A 22,474-nucleotide genomic window follows, 5' to 3' on the forward strand; every position below is an offset into this window, starting at 1 on the left:
CCGCTCCGCTAAACCCTAAAACTCAAAACGCACTGACTTACTGGCGACCGCTGCTCTTTTCATTCGAGTCAACGATCAGGCCGCCGGCGGTACCGGCAGCGGCACCGATCAGGGCGCCCGCTACGGTGTGGCCGGTGAGCAGGCCGATAGCACCACCGGCTGCCGCGCCCATGGCGCCGCCGGATACCGCGCGCTGCTGCGTGTTGTTCATGTTGCTGCAGCCAACGGCAACCAAACCAGTCAAGGCAAGGGCGATGATCTGCGACTTGTTCATCGTGGATCCTCCTCTCGCTGCAGGGCCGGTGATCCAGTCGCCGCCGGATTGGCGGTTAAGGGGAGCCTGGAAAGCCGTTAGTCCCTGCGTGTCGCCGACGAGAATTGGGGATTCGCATGTATTCAGCAATGAGTATTTGGCGACGTCTCTGTTTTATTGCGGGGATCACAAGTATATCCTCTTTGCATCACACCTTTGTCACATGAATTACTAGAGTATTTACTTAGAACGACTTTGTAGTTCTTTGATCGATCAACTATAAACATCGAAATACCGACGAATCCTGCTTTTCCCTGTCGCAGGTCCTGCGTATCGTTCCGAACATGTCTCGACTCACTCATCGCCTGCCTATTCTGATCCTGCTGCCGGCTATGATGGCGCTGGGCGCCTGCGAGATGCTGCAGAAGCTCTCTTCTCCGTCTCCGCAGCCCACGCCAGTCGCAGTGCCGACGCCTGCACCGGAACCGGTGCCGGCGCGAGTCACTGCGCCTGTGCCTGTGCGCAAGCCCGCGGTCCCTGCCGTTGCCACGCCGGCACCGCCGCCGGCGCCCGAGCCGGAGCTGCCTGTGCCGCGCGTGATCGGCCTCAATCGCATGGGTCTGCTGCAGACGTACGGCCTGCCGGTGGCCGAGCGCGAAGCGCCGCCGGCCCGGATCATGGAATTCGGCATAGGGGATTGTCGTTTATCTGCATATCTGTACTTCGATACCGCCCGAAATGATTTTTATACCTTGCAATATGAAGTGAACGGCATGCCTGCACCCAATGCAGTCGCCGATCGCTGCCTCACCAGGATTTCCAGAGATGCCAACCGCCGCTGATCCCGCCTCCCTGATTGCTGTCGTCGACGACGACGGCCTGTTCCGAGACACCATCTCGGCCAATCTGCGTGAGGCCGGATATCGCGCCATCACCTTCGAGAATGGCATGAAGGTCGTTGAGTGGTTTGGACAGGGCAATCGTCCTGCCGCGCTGCTGCTGGACTGGCAGATGCCGCATCAGGATGGCCCGACCACACTGGAGCAGTTGCGTGCCGCCGGCCACACCATGCCGGTCATTTTTCTGACGGGTCTCAATCAGCCGATTTTCGAAGAGAAGGGGCTGAAGCTGGGCGCCGTCGATTTCGTCGACAAGAGCAAGAGCTTCGCCATCATCCTGCAGCGCCTGCGCATTGCATTGACTTCCAAGGCGCCGGCCACTGGCGAGTCCGCCAATGAAGTGAGCGATGGCGGCGGCCTGGTTCTGGATGTCGCCAGTGCGCGCGCAGTGTGGAACGGCGCACAGGTCGATCTCACCCATGGCGAATTCAAGGTGGTGCAGCTGCTGGCCCAGCGCGTCGGGCGCGATGTCGGCTATCGCGAAATATACGATGCCGTGCGCGGCATCGGTTTCGAGGCCGGCCAGGGGCCGGAGGGCTATCGCGCCAATGTCCGCGCCATGGTGAAGCGCATCCGCCAGAAATTCCGCGACCTCGATCCGGAATTCGAGGCGATCGAAACCTATCCGGGTTTTGGATATCGCTGGCGTCATGGCTGATACAGCCTGGACCCTGCATCGACTCTGGCGTTCGCTGACGGTACGGGCGTTGGTGGTTCTCGCGCTGTTCATCGCGCTGCCGATCGTGCTGTATCTCACCTTTCGCCAGGCTGATATCGATCGCCAGCGCCTGCTGCTGGAAAGCATCCGCGTGAAAGGACTGACCGTCGGTCGCGTGCTGGAGGAGCGGCTGCAGCGCGCCGACATGATTCCGTTGTTCAAGCTGGGCGAAGAGCTGTCGCGCTTCCAGACCGAAGGCGTCAGCCTGCGCCTGCTATTCCGGCCGCAGGAGCGTGCCGCCGATTCAGGTTTCCTCTATGTGGCTTCCGCACCGCCCGTGCAGCCGGCCGATCTGGAAGCCGAAAAGGCGCGGCTCGCCGATGCCGGCGTATTGGACCAGCTGGGTGAATCCTGCGCCGGCGATCTGCCGGTGGCGCTGCGGATCGATCATGCCAGCGGCGCGGCCGAACTGATCACCTCGATCACACCGGTGCGCACGGTACGCGGCTGCTGGGTGCTGGTGGTTTCCAGCGATCTTACCGACACGGCCGAACGACGCCTGGGCAAGCCATACTGGCAGGCACCGGAGGTGCAGATCGCCGCCGCCATCTATCTGATCTTTGCTGCCATCGTCCTGATCATCGCTTTCGATATCGGTCACGGCCTGCGCCGTTTCGCCGCCACGGCGCGCGCGGTGGCCGAGCGACGTGTCGAGGGGCGTTTTGCCGCCCGCAACCAGATTCCGGAGTTGGAGCCGGTCGCCACCGCTTTCGACCGCATGGAGGATTCCTTGCGCGCCACCGCCGGTGAATTGCGCGCGGCGGCGGAGGAAAGCGCGCATGCCTTCAAGACACCGCTGGGCACGATCCGGCAGGCCCTGGTGCCGCTGCGCAGTCGGGTGGCTGGCGACGACAAACGCTCCCATACCGCACTGATGGCCATCGACGGCGCGCTCGACCGGCTTGATACGCTGGTGCGTGCTGCCCGGCATCTTGATGACGTGGTGGCTGACCGTCTTGATCCGCCGCGCGAGCGTGTCGATCTCGGCGCGCTGGTGGAGGATGTGGCCGATGCCCATGCCGCCGATGCGGCGACCAGGAACGTCGTGATCAAGACGTCGGTGGAAGCCGAAGCGACCGCGCCGTTGGGCGGCCGCCTGATTGCGGCGGCGCTGGCGCAGGTGATGGAGAATGCGCTGAGCTATGCGCCAGCCGGCAGCGCGGTGACGATCACGCTGCATCGTGGCACGCGTCGTGTGCTGATTGTGGTGGCCGACAGCGGGCCGGGCGTCGACCCGGCGCTGATAACCAAGATCTTCGACCGCCATGTCTCGTTCCGCGATGGCAGCCGCAGTGACCGTGGCCCCGGTGCGCCGGCGAATTTCGGCCTGGGCCTGTGGGTCGCCAAACGCAACATGGAAGCCGTGGGCGGCAGTATCGAGGCCGCCAACCGGCGCGGTGGCGGCTTCATCGTGACGCTGGGGCTTCCCCTCGTCTGACTACAGCACCATGCTGTCGCGCCGCTGGCGGCGCCAGGCGAGGGCCAGCAGGCCCGCACCCAGCAGCAGTGCGAGGATGCCGATCACCCAGGTGGCGGCTACGGCCACCACGCCGGGGAACAGCGCCAGCAGCAGGCCGATCGTCAACAGCGCGATACCGCCCTTGCTCACCGGCCAGTCGCTGTATTGCCCTTTCATGCTCAGGCTATGGGCGATGGCGATCAGGCCGAACAGAACCAGCCAGGCGGCAAAGACATAGATCAGCAGCGCCACGGTCATTTGCGGCCACAGCACGCTGATCAGGCCGACAATCAGCCCGGTGGCGCCGGTGAAGACCAGCAGGCCGCGACGCGGCACATGGCGCGGCAGTCGCAGGGCGAGCGCCAGCGTCAGGGTTCCATCGATCAGCGCATAGGCGCCGAACAGCGTGACCAGCAGGGCCAGGCTGACGCCGGGCCAGAAGATCGCGACCAGGCCGAAGGCGACGGCTGCCAGGCCGCGCAGCACGATCATCCACCACAGGCGGCGCGGCATCGGGGCGGCAGCGCCCGGCGGCATGCGTTCGACCATAATCTTGTCATCCCCTTGTTGCATGGCGCCAGTATAGCGCCGAATACCGCAATTGTCGCGGCAGTGGCGCCGCGCTACTCTTGATCCCATGACCGATCCCAGCCCCTTCATCGCCGGTCTGCCCAAGGCCGAGCTGCATGTGCATATCGAAGGCACCTTCGAGCCCGAGCTGATGTATGCGCTGGCGCAGCGCAACGGCATCGTTTTCCGCTATCAATCCGTCGAGGCGCTGCGCGAGGCATACAGGTTCGGCAACCTGCAGGATTTCCTCGATCTCTATTACCAGGGTATGGGGGTGTTGCTGACCGAGCAGGATTTCTACGACCTCGCCCTGGCCTATTTCCGCAAGGCGGCGGCGCAGGCCGTGCGGCACGCGGAAATCTTCTTCGACCCACAGGGCCATACTGATCGCGGCGTGCCGTTCCAGACCGTGATCGACGGGCTGTGGCGGGCCAAGGCCGATGCCGAGAAACAATTCGGCATGACCATCAGCATGATCCTGTGCTTCCTACGGCATCTGGATGAAGAGAGTGCGCTGAAGACGCTGGCGGAGGCACAGCCCTGGCGCGACCGCTTCATCGGCGTCGGCCTCGATTCATCTGAGAAAGGCCATCCGCCCTCGAAATTCCAGCGCGTTTTCGCCCAGGCGCGTAAGCAGGGCCTGAAGGCCGTGGCCCATGCCGGCGAGGAAGGCCCGCCCGCCTATGTATGGGAAGCGCTCGATCTGCTGCGGGTGCATCGCATCGACCATGGCAATCGCGCGTTGGAGGATGCGGCGCTGGTGGCGCGGCTGGCGGCCGAGAAGATGCCGCTGACCGTCTGCCCGCTGTCAAACCTGCGGCTCTGCGTGGTCAACGACATGAAGGAGCATCCGCTGCGCCGCATGCTGCAGGCCGGGTTGGTGGCGACGGTGAATTCCGACGACCCGGCCTATTTCGGCGGCTATGTCACCGAGAATTACCTGGCCGTGCAGCAGGCGCTGGGCTTAAGCCGCATCGAGATCGCCACCCTGGCGGGCAATGGCTTCCGCGCCGCTTTCATCGATGATGCTGCGAAGGCACGGCACCTGAAGGCGCTGGACGATTACGTCAGCGCTTCTTGACAGCCCGCTCTTTTTCTATGGTGTCCAGCAGCCAGTCGCGGAAAGCGCGCAGAACGGGGTCGTTGCGGCGCGCTTCCGGATAGAACAGGCAGTAAGCCTGCTTGCTGCCCAGCGACTGCGGGAACGGCATCACCAGACTGCCGTCTTTCAATTCCGGTTCGACCAGGAAGCGTGGCACGATGGCGGCGCCCATGCCGATGACGGCCGCCTGCAGCACCATGGCGAACTGGCCGTAGCGCGGCCCCAGCGGCACCGGTGGGCAACTGATGCCTAATGCCGCGAACCAGTCCGGCCAGGCGCTGAGGCGTGTCGACTGCTGCAGCAGCGGCAGGCGGAACAGATCCTCGGGCTTCTTCACCCGATGCTTCGCCAGCAGCTTCTTGGATGCCACCGGCACCAGCTCCTCCTCGATCAGGCGGTCGACGGCGGCGCCGGGCGAGACCGGATCGCCAAACGAAATCGCGGCATCCAGCGGTTCGGCGTTGAAATCGAAATTCTCGATCCTTGTGGGCAGGTTCACCGTGATCTGCGGATGTTTCTCGGCAAAGTCCGGCAGGCGCGGGATCAGCCAGCGCGTGCCGAAGGTGGGTAGCGTGGCGATGGTGAGCGCGGCATGGCCGCTGCGCGCGCCCATGGTGTTGACTGTCGCCGTGCCGATGCGGCCCAGCGCGTCCTGCAGCTCGCGGGCATAGGCGGCCCCGGCGGGCGTCAGCATCACCCGTTGCCGGATGCGCTCGAACAGCGTCAGGCCGAGGATCTCCTCCAGCAGCTGCACGCGGCGGCTGATGGCGGCCTGGCTGACGTTCAGCTCGTTGGCGGCGGCGGTGAAGCTTTCATGCCGGGCGGCCGCCTCGAAGGCGGTGAGGGCCGAAAGCGGCGGCAGATAGCGGCGGGGCAGAGCCATAAACTTGATAACCTCCGGTTATCAAGTAATAGCGAGAAGTCGTTTGCGTGCCAAGAGCGGCTCGGGCAGTTTGCGGCCCCAGCCGAGGGGTATATCTTGCCCCCAATCAGATCGTCCGAGGAAACAGCCATGAATGTCCAGAAAGCCGCCAAGACCGCCTTCAAGTGGGAAGACCCCTTCAACCTGGACGCCGAGCTGACCGAGGACGAGCGCCTGATCCGTGACAGTGCGCGGGACTACTGCCAGAACAAGCTGCTGCCGCGCGTGAAGGAAGCCTTCCGCGAGGAAAAGACCGATCCGGCGATTTTCCGTGAGATGGGCGAGCTCGGCCTGCTCGGTTCGATGATCGAAGGCTACGACTGCGCCGGCGCCTCCTATGTCGCCTATGGCCTGGTCGCCCGCGAAGTGGAGGCTGTCGATTCCGGCTACCGCTCGATGATGAGCGTGCAGTCGAGCCTGGTGATGTATCCGATCTATGCCTATGGCTCGGAAGCGCAGCGTCAGAAATACCTGCCCAAGCTGGCGAGCGGCGAATGGATTGGCTGTTTCGGCCTGACCGAGCCTGACCACGGCTCCGATCCGGGCGGCATGAAGACCCGTGCCAAGAAGGTGCCGGGTGGCTATGAAGTCACCGGCGCCAAGATGTGGATTTCCAACTCGCCGCTGGCCACCGTCTTTGTCGTCTGGGCCAAGACCGAGGATGGTATCATCCGCGGCTTCATCCTTGAAAAGGGCATGAAGGGTCTGTCGGCGCCCAAGATCAACGGCAAGCTGTCGCTCCGCGCCTCGATCACCGGCGAGATCGTCATGGACAACGTCTTTGTCCCCGACGAGAACCTGCTGCCCAACGTCGAAGGCCTCAAAGGTCCGTTCGGCTGCCTGAACAGCGCGCGCTACGGCATCGCCTGGGGCGCCATGGGTGCGGCGGAAGCCTGCTGGCACCAGGCGCGCCAGTATGTGCTGGACCGCAAGCAGTTCAACCGCCCGCTCGCCGCCAACCAGATCATCCAGCTCAAGCTGGCGAACATGCAGACCGAGATCGCGTTGGGCCTCAACGCTGCGCTCCGCGTCGGCCGTCTGCGCGATGCCGGCAAGGAAACGCCGGAGATGATCTCGCTGATCAAGCGCAACAACTGCGGCAAGGCGCTGGACATCGCCCGCATGGCCCGCGACATGCACGGCGGCAACGGCATCCATGAGGACTATCATGTGATGCGCCATCTGGTGAATCTGGAGACGGTGAATACCTATGAGGGCACGCATGACGTCCATGCGCTGATCCTTGGCCGCGCCATGACCGGCATTCAGGCCTTCTACTAAGCTGCAGATCACGGAGTAGCGTCATGCGCGCGCTCGACGACATCGTCGTGCTCGACCTCAGCCGGGTTCTGGCCGGGCCCTGGTGCACCCAGAACCTGGCCGACCTCGGCGCCACCGTGATCAAGGTGGAAAAGCCGGGTGAGGGCGACGACACGCGGAGCTGGGGGCCGATCTATCTGAAGGACCCGGAGACCGGCGCGCGCGCTGACTCCGCCTATTACCTGGCGGCCAACCGCGGCAAGCGCTCGATCACCGTCGACATGGCCACGCCGGAAGGCCAGCAGATCCTGCGTGATCTTGCTGCGAAAGCGGATGTGGTGGTCGAGAATTACAAGCTTGGCGGCCTGAAGAAATACGGCCTGGATTACGACAGCCTGTCGAAGATCAATCCGCGTCTGGTCTACTGCTCGATCACCGGCTTCGGCCAGACCGGGCCTTACGCCCCGCGTGCCGGGTATGACTTCATCATCCAGGGCATGGGCGGGTTGATGAGCGTGACCGGCGAGAAGGACGATCTGCCCGGCGGCGGTCCGCAGAAGGCCGGCGTGGCGCTGGCCGATGTGATGACCGGGCTGTACTCCACCATCGCCATCCTTGGTGCGCTGAACCAGCGTCATCGCAGCGGCAAAGGCCAGTATATCGACATGGCGCTGCTGGATGTGCAGGTGGCGGCGCTGGCCAATCAGGCGACCTATTACCTGGTCGGCGGCGAAGCGCCGATCCGCATGGGCAATGGCCATGCCGCCATCGTGCCCTACCAGAGCTTCCCGGCCTCCGATGGCTTCGTGATCATCGCGGTCGGCAATGACGGTCAGTTCGCCAAGCTGGCCGACGAGCTTGGCCATCCGGAATGGAAGGCCGATCCGCGCTTCGCCAAGAATATCGACCGGCTGAAATACCGCGCCGAGATCGTCGCCGCCATCGAGGCGGAAACCCGCAAGCGCACGATGGACGATCTGATCGCCGCGCTGGAAAAACGTCAGGTGCCCTGCGGCCCGATCAATACCGTCGACCGTGTCTTTGCCGATCCGCATGTGCAGGCGCGCGGCCTGCAGAAGACGGTCCCGCATGCCCAGCAGGGCACGCTGCCCAGCGTGGCGAGCCCGCTGCGGCTGTCGGAGTCTCCGGTGTCGTACGACCGCGGCCCGCCGCTGCTGGGCGAGCATACCGATGAAGTGTTGGCCGAGCAGCTTGGTCTGGATGCGGCAAAGTTGGCCGATCTGCGCAAGAAGGGTGTGATCTAGGCCGGTTCGCGGCCCGGAACTTCGGTGCCGGCCGGCGGTTTACCCGGCATGCCGAAACGCACCCTGTCCACCTACAACCGCAAGCGCGATTTCACCAAGACCGCAGAGCCACGCGGCAAGGCACATAAGCGCGACCAGCACCGCTTCGTGATCCAGAAACATGATGCCAGCCGGCTGCATTTCGATTTCCGTCTCGAACATGAGGGCGTGCTGAAATCCTGGGCCGTACCGAAAGGCCCGAGCCTCGATCCGGCCGATAAACGGCTGGCCGTGCAGGTGGAAGATCATCCGATCGAATACGGCGGCTTCGAGGGTACGATTCCCGAGGGCGAATATGGTGGCGGCACAGTGCAGTTGTGGGATCGCGGCCACTGGCATCCCGTCGAGACCGATGATGCGGCCGAAGCTTTTCGCAAGGGCAAGATCGCCTTCGAACTGGAAGGCGAGCGTCTGCGCGGTCGCTGGGCGCTGGTGCAGATGCGCGGACCCCGCGGCGGCGATGGCAAGAACTGGCTGCTGATCAAGGAAAAGGACCGCTTCGTCAAAACCGGCCGCGCCGCCAATATCGCAGCGCTCGATGAATCGGTCAGCACCGGGCGGTCGCTGGTCGAAATCGCCGCAGGCCGCTCGGCCGAATGGTGTGGTGGCAAGGCGGTAAAACCCAAAGTGAAGGCCGCCGCGAAGAAGAAAACCGCAAAGAAAAAAGCTGCAAGGAAGAAGGCGTCCGCCCGCAGAAAATCCCAGGAGGACGAGCCGCCGGGTTTCATCGAGCCGCAACTGACCAAGCTCTGGGACAATCCCCCCGACGATGAGGGTTGGGCTCATGAGATCAAGTTCGACGGGTATCGCATCCAGTTGCGTATCCAGGGCGGTGCGGTAACGGCTTGGTCGCGCAGCGGCCTGGACTGGACTGAGAAATTCCCCGAGATCGTCGCCGCTGCCGCCGATCTGCCAAATGGCATCCTCGATGGTGAGGTCTGCGCGTTAGACGAGGAGGATCGCCCGGATTTTCCGCGACTGCAGGCCGCCCTGCAGGAGGGCGATACCAAGGGACTGGTCTATTTCACCTTCGACCTGCTCTGGGGCGAAGGTCGTGACCTGCGGACGGAGCGCTATGAAGAGCGCAAGCGGGTGTTGCGGGATTATCTGCCATCCGAGCAAAAACAGGCCCTGATCCGCTATGTGCCGCATTTCATCTCATCGGGCGAGGCGTTGCGCCAGTCAGCCTGCCGCATGGCGCTGGAAGGGATCATCTCCAAGCAGCTTGATGCGCCTTACCGTTCGGGTCGCAGCGATCTGTGGGTGAAGACCAAGTGCAAGGGCCGGCAGGAATTTGTCATCGGGGGCTACAGCCTTGGTACGGCTGGTAAGAGCATGGGTGCGCTGTTGGTCGGCATCTACGATGGCAAGGATCTGAAATACCGCGGCCGGGTCGGCACCGGCTTCAATGCCAGGCTGTCAAAGGCTCTGAACGCGGCATTGAGGCCATTATCGGCTAAAGCGACGCCTTTTATCGGCACGCAGCCGGAGAAGATCTCTGACGTGCACTGGGTGCAATCCAGGCTGGTCGCGGAGGTGGAGTATGGCGGCTGGACAGGTGACGGGCTGCTGCGGCATGCGTCGTACAAAGGGCTGCGCGAGGATAAGCTGGCGAAATCCGTGAAAGGCGAGGGCAGGGCCGTGGCAAAAGCGAAGATTCCGCAAGCCGGCAGCAAGGTGATGTTGAGCAATCCTCACAAGCTGCTTTGGCCCAAGGAAAAGATCAGCAAGTCCGATCTCGCGGCGTATTACGTGCGCATGGCCGAGCCGCTGCTGCGCTTTGCCGGGCGCCGACCGCTGTCGATCATCCGGGCGCCTGACGGTATCGGGGGTGAGCAGTTCTTCCAGCGGCATCATAACCGTGGCACGTCCGCGCTGATCGGCAAGGTAAAAATAAAGGGTGAAAAGCAGCCCTATCTCACCGTGGAGGATGTCGAGGGCTTACGCGCGATGGCGCAGTTCGGCGTGCTGGAGCTGCATCCCTGGGGATCGACGGTGAAGGATATCGAGCGTCCCGACCAGATGATCTTCGACCTTGACCCGGATGCCGCCGTGCCGTTCGGCTTCGTGAAGAAGGCGGCGCTGGCCATGCGCGATCATCTGGCGCAGCTCGGCCTGGCCAGCTTCCCCAAGCTGACCGGTGGCAAGGGTGTACATGTGGTGGTGCCGCTGAAACCCAAGGCGGGCTGGAAGGAGGTCAAGGCCTTCACCCACGCCGTGGCCCTGGCTTTCGAGCAGGCCGATCCGGAGCATTTCATCGCCGAGGCGCGCAAGGCCAAGCGCAAGGGCAAGATTTTCGTCGACTACCTGCGCAATGACCGCACCGCCACAGCGGTGTCATGCTGGTCGCCCCGCGCAAGGCCAAGTGCGCCGCTAGCCGTGCCCGTCACCTGGGATTTCCTGGCCCGGCAGAAGCGCCTGCCGGTCTACAGCATGAAAAAACTGTCGGCGGCGCTGAAGCATATCGGCGACTGGGACGACTTCGAGGCCAGTCGCACCGTGCTGACGCCAGCTATGCTGCGGCACGCCGGCGCATAGCCGGCTTTTTCCGGGCAGTGGTTTTGCGCGCGGCGGTCTTGCGCCGGGCTGCGGATTTGGCTGGCGCCTTCCCGCCACCGCCACCCTTCAGGCTACGCCGCAGGGCGCCCAGCAGGTCGCTGTCTTCTTCCTTGGCCTCTTCCGGCGGCGGCGCCGTGATCTTCTGGCCTTTCTGCTTGCGCTTGATGATCTTGCGCAGCGCATCCTCATAGCGGTCGGTGAACTCGGACGGATCGAAATCCTCGGCCTGCTGGCCGATGATCTGCTCGGCAATGGCCAGCATCTTCCTGTCGGGCTTGCGTGCCGGGATGCCGCGGAAGAAGGACTCCTCCTCGCGGATTTCATCATGGCTGCGCAGGGTGGTCAGCAGCAGGCCCTTGCCGCGCGGCTCCACCGCCACTACGCGTTCGCGAGTGTGCATCACGATCCGACCGATGGCGATGCGCTGAGTGCTCTCCATGGCCGCGCGGATGATGGTGTAGGCTTCCATGGCATTCTTGCCGTTGGGGGCGACATAATAGGGTTGGTCCCAGTACACGCGATCGATCTCGTCCATGCCGACGAAACTCTCGATCTCGATATTCTTGGTCGATTCAATACGTGCCGCCTCGATATCAGCATCGCTCAGGATCACATGGCGGTTCTTGCCCACCTCGTAGCCCTTGACCAGGTCGGTCCGCTTGACCGCGCCCAGCTTGGGGTCATGCGGCACCATGCGGATGCGGCGGTGGGTCTTCTTATGGATCAGGTGGAAGGAGATATCATTGCCGCGCGTGGTGGCGCTGAACAGGGCAATCGGGCAGGAAACCAGGGATAGTTTCAGGTGACCTTCCCAGCTGGGGCGCTGCATGACGGTTCTCCAAGCAAAAATGCGGATCACATGTGACGACGGAGTCGAACGGGGGGCCTGTTCGAGGGTTCCTGGCGGATTATTTCGTCTTCCAGGGAACGGATACGGTTCGTCTGGGTTTGAATCGGTAGCCGCAGAATTGCAGGGGCGACATATGCAGGGGATGCCGAAGCAGCCGGCCTGCGCCGAATCCGGCCTTTCCCTGCGGCCTTTCGCAGGTTCAGCAAGGACTGTCATGACCGATATCATCGCTCTTCTCCGCGCCGAACATCAGGAAGCCCTGGGGCTGGCCGATGCGCTGTGCCGGCAGGAGGAGAACGGCCAGAAGCGGCGCGAGATTTTCCACGCGCTGAAAGAGACGGTGCAGCTGCATGCGCGCGCCGAGGAGGCCGCCGTCTACGAGGCGCTTAAGGCCCTGCGCGACCCGGTGACCGAGCGCTTTGCCCTGGAAGGCTATGTCGAGCATAACCTGCTGGACTATATCTTTGAAAAGCTGACCCGCTCCAGCGCGACCACCAGCCCGTCCTGGACCGCCCATGCCGTGATCCTGAAGGAACAGCTTCAGAGCCACATCGGGGACGAGAATGCCCGGCTGTTCGCCATGCTGACGCAGCATTTCGACGAGGGGCGGCGGCGCGAGATGGCCGAGGCTTACCGTGCCGCCAAGGTAGAGTTGGGCGGAACCGCCGTACCAGCCAAGCGCCGCGCCTGAACCATCCCCGGCCATTCCCTCGCGGCATGGGAGCCGCACCAAATCGGTTTTGACAATCGTGGGCTGGCTTTCGGAAGCTGGCCGCCACAGGTAGCCTGTATCGATCAGCAGGCGCCGGGGGGGCGAGGCATGCGAATGCGCGACACGCGATCTATCCGGATTCTTGCGGCAATGCTGCCGGTCCTGGCCCTGCTGGCGGGGTCGTCGCCGGCACTCGCACAGCAGCGGCCCTTCGATGCCATAGCCCCGGAAGCGGCCACCGGCCACAGCGACAAGGTTGCCGTCCTGGCCAGCCAGTATATGGCGGCCGCGGCTAACCCCTTCGCGGCAGAAACCGGCGCGACGATCATGGCGGCCGGTGGCTCGGCCGTGGATGCCGCCATCGCCACGGCGCTGGTGCTGAATCTCGTCGAGCCGCAATCATCGGGCATCGGCGGTGGCGGCTTCATGCTGGTCTGGGACAATGCCCGGAAGGGTCTGCGGGTCTTTGATGGCCGCGAGACCGCGCCGGCTGGCGTCGACCGCCGGCTGTTCCAGGAGGCAGACGGCAGGAAGAAGTCGTTCATGAGTGCGGTGATTGGCGGCGCTTCCGTGGGCGTGCCAGGCCTGCTGCGCATGTTCGAACTGGCGCATGCCGAATACGGCAAACTGCCCTGGGCTGATCTGTTCCAGCCGGCGATCGATCTGGCGGATGCCGGCTTCCCGATGTCGTCGCGGCTTTACGCATTGCTGGATGCCGACAAGGCCTTCCGTGACACGCCGCAGGCGCAGGCGCTGTATTACACGCCGGGCGGTGCGCCTAAACCCGTCGGCACGCTGATCGCCAATCCGGCCTTCGCGGCCGTGCTGCGCCGGATCGCCACGGAGGGTGCGCACGCTTTCTATAGCGGCGAAATCGCGGCCGGCATTGTGACGGCGATCCGCAATGCGCCGACCAATCCTGGTGCGATAACGCTCGAAGATCTGGCCGGATACAAAGCCATCGAGCGCGATCCGGTCTGCATGACCTACCGCGTCTATAAGGTCTGCACCGTGCCGCCGCCGTCATCGGCCGTGAACATGCTGCAGTCGCTGGGCGTCCTGGCGCATTTCGACCTGTCCCGGCATGCGCCGCTGTCACCCGAGGCTGTGCATCTGGTCGCACAGGCCGAGCGCCTGGGCTATGCCGACCGTGATTATTATGTCGGCGATCCGGCCTTCGTGCAGATGCCGCTGTCGGGCATGATCGATAAGAATTATCTGGCCGGCCGCGCCAGGCTGGTCGATCCGGCGAAGGGCAGCGACCAGCCGGTGAAGCCGGGTGAGCCGCCGAGCCGGCATGGTATGGCGCCGGGCGCACTGTTTGGTCGCGACAGCGCCATTGAGCTGCCATCAACCTCGCATGTCTCGGTGGTGGATGCGCAGCGCAACGCGGTGGCCATGACCATCACCATCGAAAACGAGTTCGGCTCGCGCCAGATGGCGCATGGTTTCATACTCAACAACGAACTGACCGACTTTTCCAGTGAAGCCGAGGAAAGCGGCCGACCGGTGGCCAACCGCATCGAGCCTGGAAAACGCCCGCGCAGCTCGATGGCGCCCACAGTGGTCTTCGATGCGGATGGCGGGCTGCGCCTGGTGGTGGGGTCCCCCGGCGGCAGCCGCATCCTGGGCTATGTGGCACAGACGCTGGTCGGGGTGCTGGACTGGAACCTGGACATCCAGCAGGCGATCAGCCTGCCGCATTATCTCGATCGCAATGCCGGGCTGGAACTGGAAAAGGGTACGGCCGCCGCTGCCCTGGCCGACGGCATGCGTCAGCGCGGCCATCAGGTATCAGTGCGCGATCTCAATAGCGGCCTGCACGGCATCGAAATCCGCGCCGGCCGCCTGATCGGTGGGGCCGATCCGCGCCGCGAGGGCGTGGCGGTCGGGCGCTGACTAGGTCGAAGGCCCTCCGCCGCTGGCCGTCAGATACTGCATCATATGCAGGCTGTCGCTGACCAGCTGGCGCAGATCCTGGAACAGCACCGCCAGTTCCAGGCTGGCGAGGAAAGCCACGCAGTAGAATGATGTGGCATGGGCCGATTCCCAGCGCAGCAGCGGTGCACCGAGGATGCGTGGCCGCAGGATCTGGAATGTCGCCAGCATGACCGCGATGCCGACCATCGCACCGACCAGGATGTCGGTCGCGTAGTGATAACCCAGATACATGCGCGGCAGGCAGATCACACTGGCGGTCCATAGCAGGGCCATGAGGCCGGCGCTGCGTTGCAGCCGCCAGATGGCGAAAGCCAGGGCGAAGAACAGCACCGCATGATCGCTGGGGAAGGAACTCCAGCCATCGAGAGTCTTGGCATCCATGCCAATCGGCAGGACCAGTTCAAGTTCGGCATTGTGGATGGGGCGGTGACGGAAAGGCAGGATCAACTGCAATGCGCGGGCAATGGCAATGGCGATGATGCCGCCGGCCAGCGCGGTGATGATGGTCTGGCGCCGTTCGACCGCGTCGCCGTCGCGGCGGAACCACTGCCACCAGAAGAAGGCCATGAACAGGCCGCCCTTGAAGATGGCGGAATCGGCGACATTGTAGACGAAACGGTCGAGGCTACCGTCCACCCCGGCAAACTGGTTGATCCAGATGGCGATGTCATGATCGAGCTGGATGACAGGATTCAGGGCGGGAACCAGCGCTGTGGCGAGAGTGTTCATGGGATGCGTTTCCACCCTTGTTGGACACGCATGTGTCATAAAACCTTCATCGGGACGGGACTGTGACCAAGGTGGTCCGGCCGGTGACCAGACGGTGACTGTGACTGTGAAGCGAGACTTAGCCTTAGGTCAGCGCTCGCCGCTGATGGCTGTGCGGATGGCGCTGGCCAGTTCCGCATTCCGGTAGGGCTTCTGCAGGAATTTCCATTCGCCGGCGCGTTCGGTGCCGGCACTGACGCCATTGGAATTCGCCGACGTGAGCAGCACGGGCAGTGCCGGACGCAGGTCGGCGATTCTGGCGGCGAGCTGATAGCCGTTCAGGCTGCCGGGCATCGCAATATCGGAGAAGGCGAGGGTGATATCGCGGGCCTTGCCCAGCACCCTGATCGCCTCTTCACCATTGGCGGCTTCCAGGATGTCGTAGCCAAGCTCCTGCAGGAAGGCGACAACGATAGCGCGCACCTCGCTGTCATCCTCGACCACCAGGATGGTCTCGCCCGGACGGGCCTTGGGCAGATCCTGTTCGGTTTCCTCCGGATTGAGCGACACGGCGGGCTGCGCCAGGCGGGGCAGCAGGATTTCAATACGGGTTCCTTCGCCCACTTCGCTGCTCAGCCGGATATAGCCGCCGGACTGCCGTACGAAGCTGTAGATGATGCTGAGGCCCAGGCCGGTGCCCTTGCCATCCTCCTTCGCGGTGAAGAAGGGCTCGAACACTTTGTCGATATGGGCAGGCGGGATGCCGACGCCGGTATCGGTGACACTGAGCGAGACATAGTCGCCGTCCGGGATGTTGACGCCGGCATTCTGGCTGAGCCTGACATTACGGGTCTCGATGGTCAGTCGCCCGCCGTCGCGCATGGCGTCTCGGGAGTTGACGACCAGGTTGATCAGCGCCGATTCCATCTGGGTGGAATCGGCATTTACATGCCACAGCGACCGCTCGGTGATGACCTCGAGGAAGATCGATTCGCCGATCAACCGGCGCAGGATCGCCTCGGCATTGCTGATCATCTCGTTCAGGCTGATCGAGCGTGGGTTCAGGATCTGGTGGCGGGCAAAGGACAGTAGTCGCTTGGTCAGGTCGGCGCAGCGCAATGCGCCGTTGAGGGCAAGATTGATGTTCCTGAGGCCGGGTGCATCCGGGGCGACCGAGCGTTTGAGTCGATCGAGGCTGGAGATCACCACCGTCAGCATATTGTTGAAGTCATGTGCGATGCCGCCAGTAAGGCGGCCGAGCGAGTCCATCTTCTGACCATGGATCAACTGCTGCTCCATGATCCGGCGCTCGGTGACGTCCAGCCAGCTGCCGACGATCTCGGCTGGCGCATCCTGGCTTTCCGGCACATAGGCGGCATAGCTCAGAATGTAGCGATGCGATCCGTCGGCGCAGAGCCAGCGGTATTCGATGACGCCGGCGTCGATATCCGGCAAGCGGTCAAATTCGGCCTGCACCTGCGCCAAATCGTCAGGGTGAATACGGCTATGCCAGAAGCCTGGATCCAGGAAACGCGCGGCCGGGAATCCGGTGATGTCGCTGACTGATTCGCCGATCCGCAGGGGTGACCGCAGCGGCTGGTTGGCGTCCATCGAATACAGGGCAATGGGCAGCGAGCGCAGGATCAGCGCCTGGCGTTCCTCGGCTTTCTGCAGCGCCTTTTCCGCGATCATGCGCTCGGCATTGGCGCGCAGGTTCTCTTGCAGCAGGCGACGTTCCTGCTCGGCGCTGCGTTTGATTTCCCGGGTCTTCTTGTCGAGATCGACGAAAACCGAGACCTTGGAGCGCAGGATAAAGGGTTCGATCGGCTTGAACACATAGTCCACCGCGCCAGCGGTATAGCCCTTGAATTCGTGAACCTCATCCTTGCTGGCGGCGGTCAGGAAGATGACTGGGATGTGGCGTGACCGTTCGCGGCTGCGGATCAGGCCGGCCGTCTCATAGCCGTCCATACCTGGCATCAGCACATCCATCAGGATTAGCGCGCAGTCGTTATGCAGCAGGTAGCGCAGGGCCTCCTCGCCGGACCGGGCAACGATCAGCTCCTCGTTCAGGTCTTCCAGGATCATCTGCAGCGACAGCAGGTTGCGCTCATCGTCATCGACAATGAGAATCCGGGATTTGTCGGTCGCCTCGGCCAGCGCGGCCTCTGTCACGGGATATGGCAGCGGCGGCGCAGCCGGAGGCGGCGGCACCGCTTCCGGTTCGATGTGAAATTCCAGCGGGTCGCTCATGGTCTGGCTCATTCGCCGGCCAGGGCGTGGATCTGGCTGCGGCGCAACCAGACGCGGACCAGCGACACCAGATGGTCGACATCGACAGGCTTGGAAATGTAATCGGACGCACCGGCCTGGATGCACTTCTGCCGGTCGCCCTTCATGGCCTTGGCCGTTACAGCGATCAGGGGCAGGTTGCGCAGCTGATCATGCTGCCGGATGACCTCCATGGTCTTGTAGCCGTCCATGTCGGGCATCATGATGTCGATCAGCGCCACATCGATATCGGGGTCTTCCAGCAGTTTTTGTACGCCGTCGCGGCCACTTTCGGCGTAGACGACGCGGATGTCATGCTGCTCGAGCACACTGGTGAGCGAGAAGATGTTGCGGATGTCGTCGTCGACGATCAGAACCTTCTTGCCGCGCAGCGACGGGTCTTTCTGTCGCACCTGGCTGAGCAACTGCTTCTGGTCGGTATTCATGCCGCTCAACGCCTGATGCAGGAACAGCGATGTGTCCTCAATCAGTTCCGCCTTGCTCTTGGCTTCCAGCAGCGACAGGCCCGGCGCGGCCGGGATACGGCGCGTGACCGCATCGATCGGCTGGTCGGAGTAGAGGATGATCGGCATGCGCGGTTTGGCCGAACGTTCGCGCTCCTGCTGCAGCAACGCGATGGTTTCGTCGTCATAGGAGCCGACATCGATGACGATGCAGTCGGCGTTCAGGTTTTCCAGGTAGGCGGCGAAGGCCGCCCTGGAGGTGGCGAGCGTCACGTCTACATCGCCGGTGCGCACCATCTTGGCGGTGGCTTCGGCACGGGCCGCGTCCTGATCGAACAGCAGCAGCGTGCGCGAACTCTTGCGCGAATACTGACTGATCTTATCGAGCGCATCCATGAGTGCGTCGCGGTTGGCGGGCTTGCCGGTGAAGCCATAGGCGCCGAGAGAGAAGCCGCTGTCCTGCAGTTCGTCACCGGAGATGACATGCACCGGGATATGCCGGGTCGACGGTTCGCGCTTGAGCAGGTCGAGCAGGGCGAGGCCATCGATATCGGGCAGGCCGACATCCAGCGTGATGGCGCTGGGCTGATAGCGCTTGGCCATCGCCAGTACGCCCTTGCCGGTCGTGGCGACGATGCCTTTGGCACCTTTTTCGCGCACCAGGTCGAGCAGGATGGAGGCGAAGCCGAGATCGTCCTCGACCACCAGCACGACGGGATCGCCGGGCTGGATCTGGTCGCGGTCGTCGCTGATCTCGATGGGCGAGAGCAGGGCGATGCCGGCTTCGGCGCCGCTGTTGATATAGCGAGCGGGCGAGCGGCTGATCACTGGCTGCTCGACGGCAGGCTCGATCTCCAGCGGCAGGAACAGCGTGAAGGTGCTGCCTTTGCCCGGAATGCTTGAGACCTGGATTTCGCCGTTCAGCAGCCGGGCGATTTCGCGGCTGATCGACAGGCCTAGGCCGGTGCCACCGTATTTGCGGCTGGTGGTACCGTCGGCCTGCTGGAATGCCTCGAAGATCAGGCGCTGCTTCTCTTCGGGAATGCCGATGCCGGTATCGATGACCGAGATCGCCAGCGCATTGGTGCTGACGCCACCAAGCTTGTGATACTGGCCCCAGCTATGCTGCGCGACCTGCGCTTCCAGGGTGACGCCACCGTCATGGGTGAACTTGAAGGCGTTGGACAGCAGGTTCATCACGATCTGCTGCAGGCGCTTTTCGTCGGTACGGACGGTGTTGGGCAGGTTGTCGAACTTGATGTCGAACTTCAGCTTCCGGTCGTTGGCAACCTGGGTGAAGGTACGCTCCATGTGCATGCGCAGGTTTTCCAGCGGAATATCGCCGACATCGAGTGTGACGGTGCCGGACTCGATCTTCGAGAGATCGAGAATGTCGTTGATCAGCGACAGCAGGTCGGATCCGGCGGCATGGATGGTGCGGCAGAATTCCGTCTGCTTGTCCGTCAGGTTGCCGTCCGGATTGTCGGAAAGCAGCTTGCTGAGGATCAACAGACTGTTCAGCGGAGTGCGCAGTTCGTGCGACATGTTGGCCAGGAATTCCGACTTGTATTTCGACGTCAGGGCCAGCTGCTCGGCCTTTTCTTCCACCGCGCTGCGGGCCATTTCGATTTCGATATTCTTGGCTTCGACCTGCTTCTTTTCATTGGACAGAAGGATGGCCTTTTCCTGCAGTTCCTCGTTGGTGCGCCGCAGTTCGTCCTGCTGGCTTTTCAGCAGCTCCTCCGACTCGCGCAGCGACTTGGCCTGCAGTTCCAGGCGGTCGTTGGTGGTCTTCAACTCTTCCTGCTGGCTCTGCAGTTCGCGGGTCAGCAGCTGCGACTGCTGCAGCAGGCCTTCGGTGCGCATGGTGGCGGCGATCGTGTTCAGCACGATACCGATACTTTCCATCAGCTGGTCGAGGAAGAGCTGGTGGGTGTCGCTGAAGCCGCTGAAGCTGGCCAGTTCGATGACGGCATTGACGTCGCCTTCGAATAGAACCGGCAGGACCAGGATATTGGCCGGCTGGGCCTCCCCTAAAGCCGAACCGATGCGCAGATACTGGTCGGGTGTGTTGGTCAGCAGCACGCGACGCTTGTCGGCGGCGCACTGGCCGATCAGGCCTTCGCGCAGGCGGACGCGTGATTCCAGCACGCCTTCCTTTTCGGCAGCGTAGGACGCCACCAGGTCGAGAACAACAGTGTCCTCCTGGCGGTTGGTGACGTAGAAGACGGCGTATTGCGCATTCACCAGTGGCGCTAGTTCCGACAGGATCAGGTTGGTGACAGTGTTCAGATCGCGCTCGCCCTGCAGCATGCGCGAGAAGCGGGCGAGATTGGTCTTCAGCCAGTCCTGCTCGGTATTCTTGAGCGTCGTATCCTTAAGGTTACGAATCATCTCGTTGATGTTGTCCTTCAGGACCGCGACTTCGCCGAGCGCTTCCACGGTGATCGACCGCGTCAGGTCACCCTTGGTCACGGCGGTGGCGACTTCGGCGATGGCGCGCACCTGGGTGGTCAGGTTGGCGGCGAGCTGATTGACGTTGTCGGTCAAGTCGCGCCACAGGCCGGCGGCGCCGGGCACCTTGGCCTGGCCGCCGAGTTTGCCGTCGATGCCCACTTCGCGGGCCACGTTGGTCACCTGATCGGCGAAGGTGGCCAGCGTTTCGATCATGAAGTTGATGGTATTGGCCAGCGCGGCAATTTCGCCCTTGGTTTCCACCTCCAGCTTGCGGGTCAGGTTGCCCTGCGCCACCGCCGTCACGACCTCGGCGATACCGCGCACCTGACCGGTCAGGTTGGCGGCCATCATGTTGACGTTGTCGGTGAGGTCCTTCCAGGTGCCGTCGACGCCTTCCACGCGCGCCTGGCCGCCGAGCTTGCCCTCGGTGCCGACTTCGCGGGCCACACGGGTCACTTCCGAGGCGAAGGAGTTGAGCTGATCCACCATGGTGTTGATGGTGTTCTTCAGTTGCAGAATCTCACCCTTCACGTCCACGGTGATCTTCTTGGACAAGTCGCCGGTGGCGACCGCGGTGGTCACCTCGGCGATGTTGCGAACCTGACCAGTCAAGTTCGCAGCCATCAAGTTGACGTTGTCGGTGAGGTCCTTCCAGGTGCCGGCGACGCCTTCCACGCGCGCCTGGCCGCCAAGATTGCCTTCGGTGCCGACTTCGCGGGCCACGCGGGTCACTTCGGAGGCGAAGGAGTTGAGCTGGTCCACCATGGTGTTGATGGTGTTCTTCAGTTCCAGAATCTCGCCCTTCACGTCCACGGTGATTTTCTTGGATAGATCGCCGTTCGCCACGGCGGTGGTCACATCCGCGATGTTGCGCACCTGGCCGGTCAGATTGGCGGCCATCAAGTTGACGTTGTCGGTGAGGTCCTTCCAGGTGCCGCCGACGCCCTTCACCTTGGCCTGGCCGCCCAGCTTGCCCTCGGTGCCGACTTCGCGGGCCACGCGGGTCACTTCGGAGGCGAAGGAGTTGAGCTGATCCACCATGGTGTTGATGGTGTCTTTCAGCTGCAGGATTTCGCCCTTCACGTCCACGGTGATCTTTTTCGACAGGTCGCCCTTCGCCACGGCGGTGGTCACTTCGGCGATGTTACGCACCTGGCCTGTCAGGTTGGTGGCCATGGCGTTGACGTTGTCGGTGAGATCCTTCCAGGTGCCGGCGACGCCTTCCACCTTGGCCTGGCCGCCGAGCTTGCCCTCGGTGCCGACTTCGCGCGCCACACGGGTCACTTCGGATGCGAAGGAGTTGAGCTGGTCCACCATGGTGTTGATGGTATCTTTCAGCTGCAGAATCTCGCCTTTCACGTCCACGGTGATCTTTTTCGACAGATTGCCCTGCGCCACGGCGGTGGTCACTTCGGCGATGTTACGCACCTGGCCGGTCAGGTTGGTGGCCATGGCGTTGACGTTGTCGGTGAGGTCCTTCCAGGTGCCGCCCACACCTTCCACGCGGGCCTGACCGCCGAGCTTGCCCTCGGTGCCGACTTCGCGCGCCACGCGGGTCACTTCGGATGCGAAGGAGTTGAGCTGGTCCACCATGGTGTTGATGGTGTTCTTGAGCTCCAGAATCTCGCCCTTCACGTCCACGGTGATCTTCTTGGAGAGATTGCCGGTGGCGACCGCTGTGGTCACTTCGGCGATGTTACGCACCTGGCCTGTCAGGTTGGTGGCCATGGCGTTGACGTTGTCGGTGAGGTCCTTCCAGGTGCCGGCAACGCCTTCCACGCGAGCCTGACCACCGAGCTTGCCCTCGGTGCCGACTTCGCGGGCCACGCGGGTCACTTCGGATGCGAACGAGCCGAGCTGATCCACCATGGTGTTGATGGTGTTCTTGAGCTGCAGGATTTCGCCCTTCACGTCCACGGTGATTTTCTTGGACAGGTCGCCCTTCGCCACGGCGGTGGTCACTTCGGCGATGTTACGCACCTGGCCGGTCAGGTTGGTGGCCATGGCGTTGACGTTGTCGGTGAG

Annotated in this window: 16 protein-coding genes; 9 read left to right on the forward strand and 7 right to left on the reverse strand. The window is 63.2% G+C overall.

The features are described 5' to 3' along the window. Positions 1-37: 37 nt before the first annotated feature. Positions 38-274: a YMGG-like glycine zipper-containing protein gene (locus AC1RRT_RS11970; protein WP_493014027.1), complete on the reverse strand. Its 237-nt coding sequence runs from the start codon at positions 272-274 to the stop codon at positions 38-40. A gap of 395 nt (positions 275-669) precedes the next feature. On the opposite strand from AC1RRT_RS11970, the gene AC1RRT_RS11975 reads away from it, so the two are divergent. The 3 genes from AC1RRT_RS11975 to AC1RRT_RS11985 are packed head-to-tail and all read left to right on the forward strand — an operon-like array spanning position 670 to position 3,308. Further along, positions 670-1,095, forward strand: coding sequence for a hypothetical protein (locus AC1RRT_RS11975; protein WP_493014028.1), 426 nt, complete (start codon positions 670-672; stop codon positions 1,093-1,095). Next, positions 1,079-1,810, forward strand: a complete 732-nt coding sequence (locus AC1RRT_RS11980; RefSeq protein ID WP_493014029.1) for a response regulator transcription factor — start codon at positions 1,079-1,081, stop codon at positions 1,808-1,810. Before AC1RRT_RS11975 ends, AC1RRT_RS11980 begins: the two co-directional genes overlap by 17 nt. After that, a complete protein-coding gene (locus AC1RRT_RS11985) occupies positions 1,803-3,308 on the forward strand; it encodes a sensor histidine kinase (RefSeq protein ID WP_493014030.1) in 1,506 nt (501 codons plus the stop codon). Before AC1RRT_RS11980 ends, AC1RRT_RS11985 begins: the two co-directional genes overlap by 8 nt. On the opposite strand, the gene AC1RRT_RS11990 is transcribed toward AC1RRT_RS11985, so the two are convergent. After that, positions 3,309-3,878 carry an HdeD family acid-resistance protein gene (locus AC1RRT_RS11990; protein WP_493014031.1) on the reverse strand — a complete coding sequence of 190 codons (570 nt, stop codon included), beginning with the start codon at positions 3,876-3,878 and terminating at the stop codon, positions 3,309-3,311. An 88-nt stretch (positions 3,879-3,966) separates the two neighbouring features. Here AC1RRT_RS11990 and AC1RRT_RS11995 point away from each other — a divergent pair, with 88 nt between their 5' ends. Beyond that, on the forward strand, positions 3,967-4,980 hold the full coding sequence (locus AC1RRT_RS11995) for an adenosine deaminase (protein WP_493014032.1): 1,014 nt from the start codon (positions 3,967-3,969) through the stop codon (positions 4,978-4,980). Here the strand turns inward: AC1RRT_RS11995 and gcvA are convergent. Then, positions 4,967-5,884 (reverse strand): transcriptional regulator GcvA, encoded by a 918-nt coding sequence (gene gcvA, locus AC1RRT_RS12000; RefSeq protein WP_493014033.1) that lies wholly within the window; start codon positions 5,882-5,884, stop codon positions 4,967-4,969. The two genes, AC1RRT_RS11995 and gcvA, sit on opposite strands and share 14 nt — an antisense overlap. 129 nt (positions 5,885-6,013) lie before the next feature. Between gcvA and AC1RRT_RS12005 the strand changes: the two genes are divergently transcribed. Genes AC1RRT_RS12005 through ligD form a run of 3 tightly spaced genes read left to right on the forward strand, consistent with a single transcriptional unit; the run spans position 6,014 to position 11,025 of the window. Then, positions 6,014-7,204 (forward strand): acyl-CoA dehydrogenase, encoded by a 1,191-nt coding sequence (locus AC1RRT_RS12005; protein ID WP_493014034.1) that lies wholly within the window; start codon positions 6,014-6,016, stop codon positions 7,202-7,204. Between the two features lie 23 nt (positions 7,205-7,227). Beyond that, positions 7,228-8,448, forward strand: coding sequence for a CaiB/BaiF CoA transferase family protein (locus AC1RRT_RS12010; protein ID WP_493014035.1), 1,221 nt, complete (start codon positions 7,228-7,230; stop codon positions 8,446-8,448). A gap of 48 nt (positions 8,449-8,496) precedes the next feature. Beyond that, a complete protein-coding gene (ligD, locus tag AC1RRT_RS12015) occupies positions 8,497-11,025 on the forward strand; it encodes a DNA ligase D (RefSeq protein WP_493014036.1) in 2,529 nt (842 codons plus the stop codon). Here ligD and ku read toward each other — a convergent pair. After that, complete coding sequence (ku, locus tag AC1RRT_RS12020; RefSeq protein WP_493014037.1) at positions 11,000-11,875, reverse strand: non-homologous end joining protein Ku; 876 nt, start codon at positions 11,873-11,875, stop codon at positions 11,000-11,002. The two genes, ligD and ku, sit on opposite strands and share 26 nt — an antisense overlap. A gap of 235 nt (positions 11,876-12,110) precedes the next feature. Here ku and AC1RRT_RS12025 point away from each other — a divergent pair, with 235 nt between their 5' ends. Next, the gene (locus AC1RRT_RS12025) at positions 12,111-12,587 is read left to right on the forward strand and encodes a hemerythrin domain-containing protein (protein WP_493014038.1); all 477 of its coding nucleotides are present in this window, start codon (positions 12,111-12,113) and stop codon (positions 12,585-12,587) included. A 129-nt stretch (positions 12,588-12,716) separates the two neighbouring features. After that, entirely contained in the window at positions 12,717-14,507 is a 1,791-nt protein-coding gene (ggt, locus tag AC1RRT_RS12030; protein WP_493014039.1) for a gamma-glutamyltransferase, read from the forward strand. Here ggt and AC1RRT_RS12035 read toward each other — a convergent pair whose 3' ends face one another. The 3 genes from AC1RRT_RS12035 to AC1RRT_RS12045 all read right to left on the reverse strand — a co-directional run. Next, positions 14,508-15,278, reverse strand: a complete 771-nt coding sequence (locus AC1RRT_RS12035) for a phosphatase PAP2 family protein (protein WP_493014040.1) — start codon at positions 15,276-15,278, stop codon at positions 14,508-14,510. It abuts the gene before it with no gap. Positions 15,279-15,407: 129 nt separating this feature from the next. After that, positions 15,408-17,510 (reverse strand): response regulator, encoded by a 2,103-nt coding sequence (locus AC1RRT_RS12040; RefSeq protein ID WP_493014041.1) that lies wholly within the window; start codon positions 17,508-17,510, stop codon positions 15,408-15,410. 8 nt (positions 17,511-17,518) lie between these two features. Then, a partial coding sequence (locus AC1RRT_RS12045) for a HAMP domain-containing protein (protein ID WP_493014042.1) occupies positions 17,519-22,474 on the reverse strand: 4,956 nt, incomplete at its 5' end.

The organism is Ferrovibrio sp. GW821-FHT12B10 (genome assembly GCF_058807515.1).

What these genes read in the sequence shown, in the direction of transcription:
- gcvA (WP_493014033.1), bottom strand. Translation starts at nt 5,884, where the DNA reads ATGGCTCTGCCCCGCCGCTATCTGCCGCCGCTTTCGGCCCTCACCGCC.
- AC1RRT_RS12025 (WP_493014038.1), top strand. Translation starts at nt 12,111, where the DNA reads ATGACCGATATCATCGCTCTTCTCCGCGCCGAACATCAGGAAGCCCTG.
- AC1RRT_RS11995 (WP_493014032.1), top strand. Translation starts at nt 3,967, where the DNA reads ATGACCGATCCCAGCCCCTTCATCGCCGGTCTGCCCAAGGCCGAGCTG.
- AC1RRT_RS12005 (WP_493014034.1), top strand. Translation starts at nt 6,014, where the DNA reads ATGAATGTCCAGAAAGCCGCCAAGACCGCCTTCAAGTGGGAAGACCCC.
- AC1RRT_RS11980 (WP_493014029.1), top strand. Translation starts at nt 1,079, where the DNA reads ATGCCAACCGCCGCTGATCCCGCCTCCCTGATTGCTGTCGTCGACGAC.
- AC1RRT_RS12040 (WP_493014041.1), bottom strand. Translation starts at nt 17,510, where the DNA reads ATGAGCGACCCGCTGGAATTTCACATCGAACCGGAAGCGGTGCCGCCG.
- ggt (WP_493014039.1), top strand. Translation starts at nt 12,717, where the DNA reads ATGCGAATGCGCGACACGCGATCTATCCGGATTCTTGCGGCAATGCTG.
- ligD (WP_493014036.1), top strand. Translation starts at nt 8,497, where the DNA reads ATGCCGAAACGCACCCTGTCCACCTACAACCGCAAGCGCGATTTCACC.
- AC1RRT_RS11970 (WP_493014027.1), bottom strand. Translation starts at nt 274, where the DNA reads ATGAACAAGTCGCAGATCATCGCCCTTGCCTTGACTGGTTTGGTTGCC.
- AC1RRT_RS11985 (WP_493014030.1), top strand. Translation starts at nt 1,803, where the DNA reads ATGGCTGATACAGCCTGGACCCTGCATCGACTCTGGCGTTCGCTGACG.
- ku (WP_493014037.1), bottom strand. Translation starts at nt 11,875, where the DNA reads ATGCAGCGCCCCAGCTGGGAAGGTCACCTGAAACTATCCCTGGTTTCC.
- AC1RRT_RS12035 (WP_493014040.1), bottom strand. Translation starts at nt 15,278, where the DNA reads ATGAACACTCTCGCCACAGCGCTGGTTCCCGCCCTGAATCCTGTCATC.
- AC1RRT_RS11990 (WP_493014031.1), bottom strand. Translation starts at nt 3,878, where the DNA reads ATGGTCGAACGCATGCCGCCGGGCGCTGCCGCCCCGATGCCGCGCCGC.
- AC1RRT_RS12010 (WP_493014035.1), top strand. Translation starts at nt 7,228, where the DNA reads ATGCGCGCGCTCGACGACATCGTCGTGCTCGACCTCAGCCGGGTTCTG.
- AC1RRT_RS11975 (WP_493014028.1), top strand. Translation starts at nt 670, where the DNA reads ATGCTGCAGAAGCTCTCTTCTCCGTCTCCGCAGCCCACGCCAGTCGCA.